Raw genomic sequence first — 15,055 nt, 5'->3', positions numbered from 1 at the left:
CTCGACCCGCCGCTTTGGCCGAAAGCAAGACAGCGTCGTGACGAGGAGGGGGCCTTTTCGGACCATCTCTCCCTCGCTGCAGCGCCAGTCGATCGCTTCGAGAGGCCTGAATCGCCCTCTTGTTGCGCGCTGCCGAGCCTTCGAGGTACTATCCGACCGACGTTCTTTTGGGGGATTGGGGCCGGTGCAAAGCTTGATTGTCATTGCGCGCGCAATGTTGTGCGCAGCGTTCGTCGTCCTGTCCGCTCACGCGCAGGCCGTGCCTTTGGATGAGGCCACGCGCAAGGCTGAACTGATGGCGGCCTGGCAGGCGGCGAGCCAAGCGGGCACCGACGGACCAAGCGACATCGTGCTGATCGACCAGGGCACGCTGAAGCTGCCGGCCGACTACTTCTACGTCCCGAAGAACGAAGGCCTGCGGGTCCTTCGCGCGCTCGGCAACGTCGTCAACGACGCGACCTTCGTCGGGCTGGTCGTCGGCAGACGCCAGAACGACGACTGGATGGTGGTGATCAAGCACATCAAGGAAGGCTACATCAAAGACGACGACGCCAAGAGCTGGAACGCGGACGATCTGCTGAGCAACCTTCGCGCCGGCGCCGACGAGGCGAACAAGGACCGTGCGGCGCGCGGATTTCCGGAAATGGCCGTGGTCGGCTGGGTCGAGCCGCCGGCCTACGACGCCACGACGCATCGTCTCGTCTGGTCGCTGCTCGCCAAGGAGAAGGGCCAGCCCGACGATGCGCCGAAGAACGTCAACTACAACACCTACGCACTCGGGCGTGACGGCTATTTCAGCCTGAACCTCCTGTCCGGCTCGGAGCGGATCGCGGGCGACAAGGCGGTGGCGCACGAGCTGCTGTCCGATCTCTCCTACAATGCCGGCAAGCGTTATGAGGATTTCAGCGCCAGCACGGATCGGATCGCCGAATATGGATTGCTGGCGCTGGTCGGCGGCGTTGCCGCGAAGAAGCTCGGGCTGCTGGCGCTGGCCGGTGCGTTCGTCCTGAAGTTCGCCAAGATCATCATCTTCGCCGTCGTCGGCGCCGGGGCCGCTGTCATGAACTTCCTGCGCCGCAAGCCGCGCGGCGACAACGCGGGCGGGCCGACGTGAAGGCGCTCCTGCTGATCCTGTTCTCCGGCCTGAAATGGGGGAAGCTCGCCATGAGCGGCGGCACGATGCTGCTGTCGCTGGTCGTCTATGCCGGCATCTGGGGCTGGCGCTATGCCGCCGGCTTCATTGCGCTCCTGTTTGCCCATGAGATGGGACACTACGTCGCCGCACGTCAGCGCGGCCTCGACGTCGGCGCTCCCGCCTTCATCCCGTTCGTCGGCGCCTGGATCGAGCTCAAGGAGCAGCCGGTCGACGTCGAGACGGAGGCCTATGTGGCACTCGCCGGTCCGCTGGTCGGGACCGCGGCCGCGCTTGCGGTCTATCTGTGGGCGCGATCGGACGACAGCAATCTGCTGCTTGCGATCGCCTATTCCGGCCTGTTCCTCAACCTGTTCAACCTGCTGCCGATCTCGCCGCTGGACGGCGGCCGCGTCACCAGCGTGCTGAGTCCGCGCATCTGGCTGCTTGGCGTTCCCATGCTGCTGGCCTTGATGCTCTATCGGCCGAGCCCGATGCTGATCATCATCGCCATCCTCGCAGCTCCGCAACTGATGAAGGCCTGGCGCTACGATCCCGGCGCGCCCGAGAACGTCGCCTATTATGGCACGACGCTGCAGACGAAGCTCGAATATGCCGGGACTTATCTCGCGCTCGCGGCGCTTCTCGCCGTCATGACCTACGACGTGCACGAGATGCTTGGGCACGTGCGTCAGTTTGGCTGAGTTGATGTCGCCGCTTCAGTCGAGAAGCTTCATGTAGGTCAAAGGACACCGCCTCGTCGTAAGGGATCGCCTCGTCGTAAGGACGTGGCCCTCTTCAACTCGGAATATCCGCTGCTGCAATGCAGCGGATATATTTGGGCCGCGCGCAGGAACCATGCAGTCCTGTAAGACATTCCGTGAGCCATGAGCGCGGCGCGCTATCACAATGCGCTGAGCGCAGAGCACGTCTCGGGATGTTCCCTTGCTCACTGGCATGTGGGAGACCAAAGTCGAGCCTGCCCGTCAGAGGCATAAGGATTCGGGAGGTTTCATGATTTCGCTCAAGTCCATCTTGCTTGCGAGCTGCGCAACTGCGCTCGTCTCCTCGGCCGCCTGGGCCGCAGACCCGATCAGGATCGGTGTCATCTCCGAGGCACAGGCCGTCGCCGGCTCGTCGATCGCACCCGCAGCGCAATTGGCCGCCGAGGAGATCAACGCCAAGGGCGGCATCGACGGGCGCAAGATCGAGATCGTCGTCTACGACAATCACTCCTCCTCGGCGGAATCGGTGCGCGCCTTCCAGCGCGCCGTCAGCGAGGACAAGGTCAACGCGGTCATCGCGAGCTACATCTCCGAGGTCGTGCTGGCGCTGGAGCCGTGGGCAGGGCGCCTCAAGACGCTGATGATCACGCCCGGTGCCGCGTCCGACGTCATCACGCAGAACATCGCCAAGAACTACGACCAGCTCAAATACACCTTCCACGGCTATCTGACCTCGACCTCGTTGGCCGGCCTCGTCTGCGACGCGGCCAAGGACCTGCTGGTCGAGCCCTATAAGATGAAGACCGCGGTGATCATGAGCGAGGACGCGGCGTGGACGACGCCGCTCGACGCCGGCTACGAGAAATGCCTGCCGGAGATCGGGCTCAAGGTCGTCGACCACATCCGCATGTCGCCTGACACCACCGACTTCACGCCGATCTTCAACAAGATCGAGGGCCTGAAGCCGGACGTCATGATCACCGGCATCTCGCATGTCGGCACCCAGCCGACCGTGCAGTGGAAGAGCCAGCAGGTGCCGATCCCGATGTTCGGCATTTCCTCGCAGGCGACCAACTCGACCTTCTGGAAAGACACCAACGGCGCCGTCGAGGGCGTCATGTACAATGCCGTGTCGGGACCGGGCGTCGCGGTGACGCCAAAGACGCTGCCGTTCGTGGAGGCCTATCAGAAGAAGTTCGGAAACTTCCCGTCCTATGCCGGCTACACCTCCTATGACGACGTCTACATGATCGCGGATGCGATCCATCGGGCCGGCGGCACCGATCCCGACAAGATGGTCGAGGCGATGGAAGCGACCGACTATGTCGGGACGATCGGCCGCATCGCCTTCAAGCCGAAGGGCGACCCGAACCCGCACGCGCTGCGGACCGGAAAGGGCTACATCACCGGGCTGATGCTGCAATGGCAGAACGGCAAGCAGGTCAACGTCTGGCCCAAGGAGCTCGCCGCCGGCACCGCCACCTGGCCGTCCTTCATCAAGCTCAAGGCGGCCAGCAACTGACGCATCGCGGGCCGCTCCTTCAAGGAGCGGCCCATTTTCTTGGTGCCTCAGTCTGACGTTGCAGGTCGATTTTCGATGCTTTTCTGGCAGATCTTGATCGATGGCTTTGCCATCAGCGCGCTGTATGCCCTCGGCGCGACCGGCTTCACACTGATCTTCGGTGTCTCGGGCGTGCTCAACCTTTCCCACGGCGCCATCATGGTCGGCGCCGCGGTTGCCGCCTGGGCTGCCGCCAGCGAATTCGGTGTCGGGCCCTACACCGGCGCGCTGATCGGAGTCCTCGCCGGCTTCATTTTGGCCTTCGCCACCTACTTCATCGCCGTCAGGCCGATCCAGCGCTCCAAGGTGATTGCTGAATCGGAGAAGGAGATCTTCATCCTGACCGCGACGCTGCTGTGGGGCATCATCATCCAGGAGGCGATCGCCTATTTCTTCACCAACAATGCCAAGACCGTGCTGCCGATCGTCGAGGGCGTCACGACGGTGTTCGGCGTGCGGACGCCGCAAAACGAGTATTTCACCGCCGTGATCTGCTGGGTCGCCATCGGGCTGTTGTGGTTCCTGGTCAACCGCACCAGGCGCGGCAAGGCTGTCATGGCCGCGTCGATGAATCCGCGCGGCGTCACCTTGCTGGGCATCGAACTATCGTCGATCTACCTGACGGTGTGGGCGATCTACGGCCTGCTGGCGGGAGTGGCCGGCATCCTGCTCGGCATGTTCTTGGGGGTCAGCTCCTACAGCGTCGGGCCGTTGACGGCGAGCGCGTTCTCGATCGTCGTGCTCGGCGGCCTCGGCAGCGTGTCGGGCTCCCTGATCGCGGCCTATGTGGTGGGCTATCTCGAGACCGGAACGGCCTATCTGATCTCGCCGGCCTACCGGACGATCCCGGCGCTGCTGCTGCTCGTCGTCGTCATGTATCTGCGCCCGCAAGGGCTGTTCGGACGGAGGTGAGCATGCCTGCATTCGTTACGTCGCGGCTGTTCTGGATCGCGCTCCTGACCGTGATCGTGGCTCTGGTCCTGCCGGCCTACGTCTCGGGCTACGTCCTCGGGCTGCTGACGGTTGCGTACTACACGGCCGTGTTCGCGATGTCCTGGGACCTGCTGTTCGGCTTCGCCGGCGAGGTCAATTTCGGACCGACCTTCCTGATCGGCGTCGGCGCCTATACGGCCGGCATTCTCGATGCGCACTTCTCGCCGGGCCTGTCGATCTGGCTGTGCATCGCCGCCGGCGCCCTGGCGGCGGTCGTCGGCGGCGTCGTGCTGGCGCTGCCGGCGCTGCGCGTCAGCGGGCCGTATTTCGGCCTGACGACGCTGGTCGCCGTGCTGATGCTGCAGAACTTCATCGTCGTCGCCGCGGGGCTGACCGGCGGCGAGATCGGCCTCGCCGTGCCGGACGTGATCTCGATCGATGCCAGGACCAACTACTGGATCGCGCTCGGCTTCATGCTGGTGAGCGGTGCGATCCTGTTCGGCTTGTCGCGCAGCGCCATCGGGCTGATCCTGCAGGCGAGCGGGCAGGACAAGATCCAGGCCGGCGCGCTCGGCTTCAATGTCACCAAGCACAAGCTCGCCGCCTTCGTCGTCAGCGCGTTCTTCTCCGGGCTCGCCGGCGCACTGATGGTGTTCTACATGGGCACCGCCTCGGTCTCGACCTTTGTCGATGTCGGCGTCGGCGTGCAGATCATCATCGCCGCGGTGCTCGGCGGCCGCCGCACCGTCATCGGCGCCGCGATCGGCGCGATCTTCCTGATCGGCATGGGCGAGCTGCTGCGGCCGCTCGGCGAGCTCGCCACCCTGATCGTCTCGGTGATCGCGCTCGTGGTCATCCTGTTCTTCCCCGACGGTTTCCTCGGCATGATCAGGGGAGGGGCCAAGGCGTGACGCAAGGCATGAGCGGCGCTCCGATGCTGGAAGTCAGCGGCCTCACCAAGCGCTTCGGCGGCCTCGTCGCCGTCAAGAATTTGAGCTTCTCGATCCATCCCGGCGAGATCCTCGGCCTGATTGGGCCGAACGGCTCGGGCAAGTCGACCGCAATGAAGAGCGTCATGGGCGTCGAGCGGCCGACCGCGGGCTCGGTCAGGCTCGACGGCATCGAGCTCGCCGGCCTGCCGTCGCACCGCATCGCGCGCATGGGCGTCGGGCTGGTGTTCCAGCATTCGCGGCCGCTGGCGCGCCAGACCGTGCTGGAGAACATCAAGGTCGCGCTGCTGCCGGACAAGCTGACGCGGCTGTTCGCCGACAAGGACGTCGATGCGCGCGCACGCGCGATCGCCGAGCGCGTCGGCCTCGGCGGCGTCATCGACCGGCGGCCGCCGACGCTGGCATTTGCCGATCTGCGCCGGCTCGAGCTTGCGAAGGCGGTGGCGCGCAGCCCGAAGCTGGTGCTGGTCGACGAACCCTTCGCCGGCCTCACGGCGTCCGAGGTCGCCGACTTCTCCGAGCTCATCCGCGAATTCCGCGACGACGGCCACGCGGTGCTGCTGGTCGACCACAACGTCAAGAGCGTGTCGGCGCTGGTCGACCGCGTGCTCGCGATGTATCTCGGCGAGAAGATCGCCGAGGGCAGGGCGACCGAGGTGATGCAGGACGAGACCGTCCGCCGGGTCTATCTCGGCGGCGCGCTGGTCTCGACCGCGCGGCCGGAGGGGAGCTTCAAGGACGTCACGCCGGCGCTGCAGGTCGACAAGGTCGGCGTGCTCTACGGCAAGGCGCAGGCGCTGCAGGACGTTTCGCTGCACGTCCATGAGGGCGAGTTCGTCTCGGTCGTCGGCCTCAACGGCGCCGGCAAGACGACGCTGTTCAACGCGATCTCGGGCCTGGTGCCGTATTCGGGCGACGTGAAGTGGGCAGGGCGCAGCCTTGCCGGCGGCACGGCGGCGCAGATCGCGCGATCCGGCATCGTGCAGTGTCCGGAAACGCGCGAATTGTTCGGCGACATGAGCGTGCGCGAAAATCTCGAGCTCGGCGGCAATGCGCTGTCCGACGCCGAGCGTGCCGAGCGGCTCGAATGGCTATTCGGCCTGTTTCCGATCCTCAAGTCGCGGCAGCCGCAGCTGGCGCGCACGCTGTCCGGCGGCGAGCAGCAGATGCTGGCGATCGCGCGCGCACTGATGATGAAGCCGAAGCTCCTGATCCTCGACGAGCCGACGCTCGGACTTGCGCCGGTGATCCTGGAGACGTTGTCGAAGGCGCTCGATCGACTGCGCGAGACCACCAAGATCACGGTGCTGCTCGGCGAACAGAACGTCACCTTCGCGCTCCCGCACGCCGACCGCGTCTACGTGCTGGATCATGCCAAGATCGTCTGGGAAGGCCCGCCGGATCGGTTCGAGGCCGAAGCCGCGGCGAACTATCTGTGAGGGACGGGGGCAGGGAGCAGGGGCGTCCCTGCGCCCTGCCCGGATCTCATGAGTTCGGAGCTACGGGAAACGAGGCGGGCGCGCCTGTGGCGGCCGGGGCGCAAGGCGCGCCGCGGCGCCGACGGTCGTCGGCTCGGTCTTCGCTGCGCGGAACGCGCGTGCGAGCTGGTCCTGGCTGGCCTGCAGCTGTTCGATCGCCCTGGCGTGATCGCGGTTGGCCTGCTCCTGGCTGGACTTGAACTCCTGAAACCCGCTCTGCAGTTCGGCCACGTCATGCGCGATCTTGTCGATCAGCGGCGCGACGTCCCGGTCGGGAGCAGAGGGCACGTCATGCTCCGGCGTAGCCTCCGCCATCGCGGAGGATGGATCGCTGGCGCGCGTTGAGGTCGATGCTGATGACGTCTCCGGTGTTGGTGAAACGGATGGTGATGGTGAGGCAGGGCCCGTCTCGGCCGCACTCGATCCGTTCGCCGCCGTCTCCAGCGCCACCGGCGGATTCGCCGCCTGAGCATTCTCACGCCGGATGGATTGAACCGCCGCTTCGATCCGGTCGGTGACGGAGGTGATGGTCTCGGTATGGTCCCGCGCCAGGGTGATGGCAGCGCCGATGAGCCCGGCCGAGGCCATCAGCGTGATCATGGCCCGCAATACGGGCCGGCGCCGGGCCGGAGGAGGCGTTTCCACGTGCTCGCTGCCTGCAGCGGGTTCGATAGCCTCGACCGCATCAGCGGCGGCCTGGGCCTCGATGTCGGCGATCCGCTGATCGATACGTGCGCGCACCTCGGCCAGCACCCGCTGATAGATCTCCTCGCAGACAGCGTCGTCAGGCGGCAGCGCGACATCACCCGGATCAACTTCCTTCGACGTCGACTGAACTGGCATGTCTTCGGATCCCATTCACGATACGCCCGTGCCCAATCCTGAAGGATGCGGTTTTGACCTCTGGGCTTTGACCAAACGAAGACTGCGGGGTGACGAGGCGGGGGCGATTTCGCACAGGCGCCGACGTGCGCTGGGCGGGCCGATGTGCGGCTTCCACCGTCAGGCAGTCGTCCATAGCCAATTCGCATAAGGTATATTATGGAATATTTATATGCGTAGCGAGTTCAACGACTTGGCGCCAAATCCTCGAATTTGCGGCAGCCGCGGGCCCTTCAGAACCCCCGGCCAGCCCGAGCTGACGGGCGTTCGCCATAGCCGAGACTCGCGCTGCGCATGACCTGCTGCGAACGCCGATATTGCTGCTGCGGCTCATCGCTGCAATAAGCGCAGACGACGTCGCTGATGTCGCTGGATTCGTCCGGCGATGCTTGCGGCGGCGCGATGCAACAAGAAGAAGCTTCTCCAGGGAGAAACGAGCATGAGCCTGTCACGACGCGCGCTGTTGAAGGCCTCCGCGGCGACAGCCGTACTGGGTGGAATTGGCACCGTCGCAGTGCCGCATGTGGCGCGCGCGCAGAGCGCCGAGTTCACCTACAAATACGCCAACAACCTGCCCGACTCCCATCCGCTCAACGTCCGCGCCAAGGAGATGGCGGCGGCGATCAAGGCCGAGACCGCCGGCAAGTTCGACCTGCAGATCTTCCCGAACAACCAGCTCGGTTCCGACACGGACATGCTGAGCCAGATCCGCTCCGGCGGCGTCGAGTTCTTCACGCTGTCCGGCCTGATCCTGGCGACCCTGGTGCCGGCCGCGTCGATCAACGGCATCGGCTTCGCGTTCCCGGACTACGACACGGTCTGGAAGGCCATGGACGGCGATCTCGGCGCCTACGTGCGCGGCCAGATCAACAAGGCCGGCCTCGTGGTCATGGACAAGATCTGGGACAACGGCTTCCGTCAGACGACGTCGTCGACCAAGCCGATCAATGGGCCCGACGACCTCAAGGGCTTCAAGATCCGCGTGCCAGTGTCGCCGCTGTGGACCTCGATGTTCAAGGCGTTCGAGGCCGCGCCCGCCTCGATCAATTTCAGCGAGGTCTATTCGGCGCTGCAGACCAAGGTGGTCGAGGGCCAGGAAAACCCGCTGGCGATCATCTCGACCGCCAAGCTCTACGAGGTACAGAAATACTGCTCGCTGACCAACCACATGTGGGACGGCTTCTGGTTCCTGGCGAACCGCCGCGCCTGGGAGGCCGTGCCGGCCGACATGCGCGCGATCGTCGCCAAGCACATCAACGCGGCCGCCGTGAAGGAGCGTGAGGACGTCGCCAAGCTCAATGCCGGCCTGCAAGCAGAGCTCGCGTCGAAGGGCCTGACCTTCAATCAGCCCAACGTCGCGCCGTTCCGCGACAAGCTGCGTACCGCCGGCTTCTATGCCGAGTGGAAGGGCAAATATGGCGACGAGGCCTGGGCGCTGCTGGAAAAGGCCGTCGGCAAGCTGTCGTAACCTAGAGCGTGATCCGGAAAAGTGGGACCGGCTTTCCGAAACGATCATGCTCAAAACAAGAATGACGTAGACGCGTTCGGGTGACGTCATGGCGCATGCCGAGTTCACGGAAATTGCGATCAGCGAGGTGGTCATCGAGATCCCTCGCCGCCGGTCCTGGCTCGATGGCTTGGATGCCTTGCTGGGTCTCCTGGTCGAGATCCCAGCCGCGCTGCTGGTCGTGGCCGAGATCGTCATCCTGTTCGCGGGCGTCGTGGCGCGCTACGTCCTGCACCGGCCGCTGATCTGGTCGGACGAGCTGGCCTCGATCCTGTTCCTGTGGCTCGCTATGCTCGGCGCTGCGGTTGCGTTCCGCCGCGGCGAGCACATGCGGATGACGGCAATGGTGGCGCGCGCCAGCCCCGGCTTGCGCGCCTATCTCGATCTGGTCGCGACGAGCGCGGCGCTGGCGTTCCTTGTCATGATCGCCTGGCCGTCCTGGGAGTACGCCTACGAGGAAAGCTTCATCACGACGCCGGCGCTGCAGATCGAAAACATCTGGCGCGCCGCCGCGCTGCCGGTCGGCATCGGACTGATGGCGCTGTTCGCCCTCGTCCGTCTCGCCCGCACGGCCAGCGTCAGGATGATGCTGCTGGCTGTCGTCTCTATCGCAGCGATCATCGCGCTGTTCTGGGTGGCGCAGCCGCTGCTGAAGCCGCTCGGCAACATCAACCTCGTGATCTTCTTCGTCGGCGTGGTCGGCTTGTGCGTCTTCGCCGGCGTGCCGATCGCGTTCGCCTTCGGGCTCGCGATCTTCGGCTATCTGGCGCTGACGACGCGTACGCCGCTGATGGTGCTGGTCGGGCGCATGGACGAGGGCATGAGCCATCTCATCCTGCTGTCGGTGCCGCTGTTCGTCTTTCTCGGCCTGCTGATCGAAATGACCGGCATGGCCCGCGCCATGGTCGCGTTCCTGGCGAGCCTCTTGGGTCACGTCCGCGGCGGGCTACATTACGTGCTGGTCGGCGCGATGTATCTCGTCTCGGGCATTTCCGGCGCCAAGGCGGCCGACATGGCGGCGGTCGCGCCGGTGCTGTTTCCGGAGATGAAGGCGCGCGGTGCCAAGCCCGGCGATCTCGTCGCCCTGCTCGCCGCCACCGGCGCACAGACCGAGACCATTCCGCCGAGCCTGGTTCTGATCACGATCGGCTCCGTCACTGGCGTGTCGATTGCGGCGCTGTTCACCGGCGGCCTGCTGCCGGGCGTGGTGCTGGCGATCACGCTGTGCGCGCTGGTGTGGTGGCGTTACCGCAACGAGGACATGAGCGGTGTCCGCCGCGCGACCGGAGCCGAGATCGGCAAGGCCTTCATCGTCTCGCTCCCTGCCCTGGCCCTGCCCTTCGTGATCCGCGCTGCCGTCGTCGAGGGCGTCGCGACGGCGACGGAGGTTTCGACCATCGGCATCGTCTATGGCGTGCTGGCGGGCCTGCTGGTCTATCGCCGTTTCGACTGGCGCCGCCTGATGCCGATGCTGATCGAGACGGCGGCGCTGTCCGGCGCCATCCTGCTGATCATCGGGACGGCGACCGGCATGGCCTGGGGCCTGACGCAGTCCGGCTTCTCACGCGCGCTGGCGGCGGCGATGACCGGGCTGCCGGGCGGCCCGGCAACGTTCATCGCGGTCTCGATCGTCGCCTTCACGATCCTGGGCAGCGTGCTCGAGGGCATCCCGGCGATCGTGCTGTTCGGGCCGCTGCTGTTTCCGATCGCGCGTGCCGTCGGCGTGCACGAGGTGCATTATGCCATGGTGATCATCCTGGCGATGGGAATTGGCCTGTTCGCACCGCCGTTCGGGGTCGGATATTACGCCGCCTGCGCGATCGGCCGGGTCGATCCCGCGGAGGGCATCCGCCCGATCTGGGGCTACCTGCTGGCGCTTCTCATAGGCCTCGTCATCGTTGCGATTTTTCCGTGGATTTCGATCGGGTTCCTGTAGACTCTTCAGATGACGACGGAGGGTGGTGATGAGCACGAACCAGTATCAGCTCGGTCTGGACAAGACGCCGGCCAACTACGTGCCGCTGACCCCGCTCAGCTTCCTGGCGCGCAGCGCGGCCGTCTATCCCGACCACGTCAGCACGGTCTATGAAGGCTGCAGCTTCACCTGGCGCCAGACCTATGACCGCTGCCGGCGCTTCGCGTCGTACCTCGCGGGCCGCGGCATCGGGGTCGGCGACACCGTGGCGGCGATGCTGCCGAACATCCCCGCGATGAACGAGGCGCATTTTGCCGTGCCGATGGCCGGCGCCGTGCTCAACACGCTCAACATCCGCCTCGATGCGGCGGCGATCGCGTTCCAGCTCGATCACGGGCAGGCGAAGATCATCCTGGTCGATCCGGAATTCTCAGGTGTGATCAGCGAAGCGCTGAAGCTGATGAGCGGCGCAAAGCCGTTCGTGATCGACGTCGACGACGCCTCCTATGCCGGCGGCAGCCGCATCGGCGAGATCGAGTACGAAGCCGCCGTCGCCTCGGGCGATCCGCTGTTCGAGCCGCGCCGTCCGGCGGACGAATGGGACGCGATCGCGATGAGCTACACCTCGGGCACCACAGGCAATCCCAAGGGCGTCGTCACCCATCACCGCGGTGCCTATCTGAACGCTGTCAGCAACATTCTCGCGGGCGGGCTCGGCCAGCATCCGGTCTATCTCTGGACCCTGCCGATGTTCCACTGCAACGGCTGGTGCTTCCCCTGGACCATGGCCGCCGCGGCCGGCGTCAATGTCTGCCTGCGCAAGGTCGAGCCGACGAAGATCTTCGAGCTGATCAGGACCCATGGCGTGACCCACATGTGCGGCGCACCGATTGTCTACAACGTGCTGATCAATGCGCCCGACGCGCCCAAGGGCAAGCGCGACAAACCGGTGGTGGGGCTGATCGCGGGCGCCGCGCCGCCGGTCGCCGTGCTCGAAGGTGCCGAGAGCATCGGCATCAAGCTGACGCATGTCTACGGCCTGACCGAGGTCTACGGCCCCGCCTCGGTCTGCGCCGAGCAGCCCGGCTGGGACGACCTGCCCGCGCCCGAGCGCGCGCGGCTGAAGCGGCGCCAGGGCGTGCCCTATCCCTTGCAGGAAGCCGTCACCGTGCTCAATCCGGAGACGATGCAGGAGGTGCCGCGCGATGGCGAGACCATCGGCGAGGTCATGTTTCGCGGCAACATCGTCATGAAGGGCTATCTCAAGAACGAGAAGGCGACGCAGGAAGCTTTCGCCGGCGGCTGGTTTCACACCGGCGATCTCGGCGTGCTCGACGAGCACGGCTACGTCATCATCAAGGACCGCTCCAAGGACATCATCATCTCCGGCGGCGAGAACATCTCCTCCGTCGAGGTCGAGGACATCCTCTACAAGCACCCCGCCGTGCTGTTCGCCGCCGTCGTCGCCAAGCCCGATCCGAAATGGGGCGAAGTGCCCTGCGCCTTCGTCGAGCTGAAGGATGGCGCCGAGGCGACCGAAGCCGAGATCATCGCCTATTGCCGCAGCCACATGTCCGGCTTCAAGACGCCCAAGGTCGTGGTGTTCGGCCCGATCCCGAAGACGTCGACGGGCAAGATCCAGAAATTTCTGCTGCGCAATCAGATCGACTCGGCCAAGGCGATCTCGGCGTAAGCCAAGGACATGCGCATGATCGAGGCGCGCGCGTGCGCCTCGATCATGCGGTCTCCGGCGTGGTGGTGTCTTCGTTGCCTCTGCGATACTCGAGAATGTCACCGGGCTGGCAGCGCAGCACCTCACAGATCAGCGCAAGGGTGTCGAAACGCACGCCCTTCACCCGGCCCGATTTCAAGAGCGAGACGTTCTGCTCGGTGATACCGATGCGTTCGGCGAGCTCCTTGGATCGCATCTTGCGGCGCGCCAGCATGACGTCGAGATTGACGATGATCGGCATCACGTCTCACACGATGCTGGCGTTCTCTTCGGCGATCCGGGTCGCCTCAGCCATGACCCAGGCGACGGCGAGCAGCACGCTGCCAACGATCAGCGCGATGTAGTCGTTGACCGAGAGCGCGATACCGAGTTGCCGGCTGCCAGGCGGATTGCTGATGGTGAAGGCGATCAGCAGGGCCGTCGACGACAGCGGACCAAGCAAGGCCTGCGCCAGGACTGTGACGGCGAAATCGCGCAAGCGGCGCGCTGTCGCCAGCGTGAAAACCATCCCTTCCGCAAAATCCAGGAACAGGGCTCTCACCCGCCACAACCCGTACAGCATCACGCCGACCGGGATCGCAGTCACCGCCGCGCCCAAAAGCACGCGATCCGGCGTGGTTTGCAGCTCCGCGCCAGCCGTGCCGAGGCGCGCCAGGAGCAGACCTCTCGTCCACTCCGGAATCATAAAGATGAGACACGTCGCGGCGGCGATCAAGACGATGCCGAGCCCCGTGATCCAGGCCATTACCCGGGAGAAGTGGCGCAGGCGACGGGATTGATCCGCACGGTCCACCATGACGAGCCTCCTATTGACCAGTGAATAATTTATCGTATTACGATAATTTATGACTGTCAAACGAAGGCTCCTCCTCATGCCCATGCATCCCTTCAAGCGGCTCGTTCTGGCCATCGGACTAACGTTGAGCGCTGTTGGTTGTGGCCATATGCCGGTGACCTCAATGGTCAAGCTGGCCCGGGTCGATTTCCAGACCAGCGACCCCGCACAGCTGCGCGCGGCCGTGAGACTGCCCACGAGTCTGCGGCCGCTGCCAGGTGGCGTGGTGCTGAGGATTGCCGTGAAACGCGGGCGCGGCGCGGAACAGCAGCGGGACTTCATGCTGCGGGAAATTCCGGATCCCCCGGCTCTGGCGCAGGAGGCCGGAGCCGGCACGCGCATCTACGCCTACCGCCTCGAGGAGGCCGACACGGCGCGTCTACAGTCTTTTCGCGCCGAGCTGATGGCGGAAAAGAACTCTGCCGGTGGCGGATCGATCACGATCTCGGTCGCGCCGAAGGCCTGCACCACCGTAGCGCTGCCGGCTGGCCCCATCAACTTCACGACCTATCTGAGGACATCGGAGACCATCGACTATGTTACGCTGGCACGTGACGTCGATCTGCGCTCGATTGCTCCTGATCAGGCCGTGGTCGATGGCATTCCGCGCTGCCCCACCTGAGCTCGCTACGCGTCTCGTGTCTTCTCCGCGTAATATTGCGGCGCCTCGCGGCGGTCGTACATGCCGTAGTCGCGGGTGACCTCGACGATACGGATGTTGTCGGCACCCGGCTCGGTGAGTAATTGTTTGCTCAGCGCAAGGCCGGTGGCCTCGTCCGGCAGCTCGACGAGATGCGCGAAGCGGCCCTCGCGATAGACGCTCGAGAAGCTCGCGACCGGCAGGTCGGTCACGCTGCCCAACTGCGGCCTCGCCGTCTCGACGGCCAGCACATACGTCGGCGCACGCCGCTTCGGATCATTGTAGGTGCCTCGCCGCTCCGGCTGCCAGGCCGCCTGCCCTGGCTTCACCTCGTGGACCAACTCGGCGATACGCAGGCGATAGTCCGAGAACACCTTGTCGCGGCCGAGCGTCTGGATGTCGTGATGATGGGCATGGACGCGCCAGGCGGTCATGGCGCCCTCGTCCTGCCAGACCTGATAGGAGAGGATCAGATTGTCGCGCAACAGGCTTTTGAACCTATCTAGGAACAGGCAGCCGCCGAGCGCATCGAGCTCGGGCCGCAGCGCCGCGGCGAGTTGCAGATATTGGTCGAGCCGACCTGGCTTGACCTCGACCTCGAAGAACAGCGACAGCATGGCAAGGCTGCTCCTTGTTAGTTCGCGAACATGATAGTCGCTGCGTAGGGTGGGTAAAGCGGCGCCGTCAGGCGCCGCGTGCCCACCGTCGGGCGGCGGACTCAAGAAGCAAGATGGTGGGCACGGCGCCATCGCAATCCCGCATGGG

14 protein-coding genes are annotated in these 15,055 nt (G+C 65.2%); 10 read left to right on the top strand and 4 right to left on the bottom strand.

Annotated features, from left to right (window positions below):
* Window positions 1–259: 259 nt before the first annotated feature.
* From QW863_RS02790 to QW863_RS02765, 6 genes are all read left to right on the top strand, one after another.
* Complete coding sequence (locus QW863_RS02790; RefSeq protein ID WP_315711920.1) at window positions 260–1,114, top strand: DUF2167 domain-containing protein; 855 nt, start codon at window positions 260–262, stop codon at window positions 1,112–1,114.
* Window positions 1,111–1,836: a site-2 protease family protein gene (locus tag QW863_RS02785; protein ID WP_315711921.1), complete on the top strand. Its 726-nt coding sequence runs from the start codon at window positions 1,111–1,113 to the stop codon at window positions 1,834–1,836. The genes QW863_RS02790 and QW863_RS02785 overlap by 4 nt, the downstream gene beginning before the upstream one ends.
* A 310-nt stretch (window positions 1,837–2,146) precedes the next feature.
* Window positions 2,147–3,379 (top strand): ABC transporter substrate-binding protein, encoded by a 1,233-nt coding sequence (locus QW863_RS02780; protein WP_315711922.1) that lies wholly within the window; start codon window positions 2,147–2,149, stop codon window positions 3,377–3,379.
* 75 nt (window positions 3,380–3,454) lie between these two features.
* The gene (locus QW863_RS02775) at window positions 3,455–4,330 is read left to right on the top strand and encodes a branched-chain amino acid ABC transporter permease (protein ID WP_315711923.1); all 876 of its coding nucleotides are present in this window, start codon (window positions 3,455–3,457) and stop codon (window positions 4,328–4,330) included.
* Window positions 4,331–4,332: 2 nt separating this feature from the next.
* Window positions 4,333–5,262 carry a branched-chain amino acid ABC transporter permease gene (locus tag QW863_RS02770; RefSeq protein ID WP_315711924.1) on the top strand — a complete coding sequence of 310 codons (930 nt, stop codon included), beginning with the start codon at window positions 4,333–4,335 and terminating at the stop codon, window positions 5,260–5,262.
* Window positions 5,263–5,270: 8 nt separating this feature from the next.
* Entirely contained in the window at window positions 5,271–6,740 is a 1,470-nt protein-coding gene (locus QW863_RS02765; RefSeq protein ID WP_315711925.1) for an ATP-binding cassette domain-containing protein, read from the top strand.
* 60 nt (window positions 6,741–6,800) lie between these two features.
* Here QW863_RS02765 and QW863_RS02760 read toward each other — a convergent pair whose 3' ends face one another.
* Window positions 6,801–7,532 (bottom strand): hypothetical protein, encoded by a 732-nt coding sequence (locus tag QW863_RS02760; RefSeq protein ID WP_315711927.1) that lies wholly within the window; start codon window positions 7,530–7,532, stop codon window positions 6,801–6,803.
* A gap of 568 nt (window positions 7,533–8,100) precedes the next feature.
* Between QW863_RS02760 and QW863_RS02755 the strand changes: the two genes are divergently transcribed.
* From QW863_RS02755 to QW863_RS02745, 3 genes are all read left to right on the top strand, one after another.
* Window positions 8,101–9,129, top strand: a complete 1,029-nt coding sequence (locus tag QW863_RS02755; protein WP_315711928.1) for a TRAP transporter substrate-binding protein — start codon at window positions 8,101–8,103, stop codon at window positions 9,127–9,129.
* 88 nt (window positions 9,130–9,217) lie between these two features.
* Window positions 9,218–11,104, top strand: a complete 1,887-nt coding sequence (locus tag QW863_RS02750; RefSeq protein ID WP_315711929.1) for a TRAP transporter large permease subunit — start codon at window positions 9,218–9,220, stop codon at window positions 11,102–11,104.
* A gap of 28 nt (window positions 11,105–11,132) precedes the next feature.
* Window positions 11,133–12,776, top strand: a complete 1,644-nt coding sequence (locus QW863_RS02745) for an acyl-CoA synthetase (protein ID WP_315711930.1) — start codon at window positions 11,133–11,135, stop codon at window positions 12,774–12,776.
* Window positions 12,777–12,819: 43 nt separating this feature from the next.
* Here QW863_RS02745 and QW863_RS02740 read toward each other — a convergent pair whose 3' ends face one another.
* Window positions 12,820–13,056, bottom strand: coding sequence for a helix-turn-helix transcriptional regulator (locus QW863_RS02740; RefSeq protein WP_315711932.1), 237 nt, complete (start codon window positions 13,054–13,056; stop codon window positions 12,820–12,822).
* Between the two features lie 6 nt (window positions 13,057–13,062).
* Entirely contained in the window at window positions 13,063–13,611 is a 549-nt protein-coding gene (locus QW863_RS02735) for a DUF2975 domain-containing protein (RefSeq protein WP_315711933.1), read from the bottom strand.
* Window positions 13,612–13,687: 76 nt separating this feature from the next.
* Between QW863_RS02735 and QW863_RS02730 the strand changes: the two genes are divergently transcribed.
* A complete protein-coding gene (locus QW863_RS02730) occupies window positions 13,688–14,272 on the top strand; it encodes a hypothetical protein (protein WP_315711935.1) in 585 nt (194 codons plus the stop codon).
* A 5-nt stretch (window positions 14,273–14,277) separates the two neighbouring features.
* Here the strand turns inward: QW863_RS02730 and QW863_RS02725 are convergent, their stop codons facing one another.
* A complete protein-coding gene (locus tag QW863_RS02725) occupies window positions 14,278–14,907 on the bottom strand; it encodes an antibiotic biosynthesis monooxygenase family protein (protein ID WP_315711937.1) in 630 nt (209 codons plus the stop codon).
* Window positions 14,908–15,055 lie beyond the last annotated feature (148 nt).

Source organism: Bradyrhizobium sp. SZCCHNR1017 (genome assembly GCF_032381375.1).
Classification (GTDB): domain Bacteria; phylum Pseudomonadota; class Alphaproteobacteria; order Rhizobiales; family Xanthobacteraceae; genus Bradyrhizobium.
The sequence above is the reverse complement of the archived record's forward strand: the minus strand, read 5'-3'. Positions and strand labels throughout refer to the sequence as shown.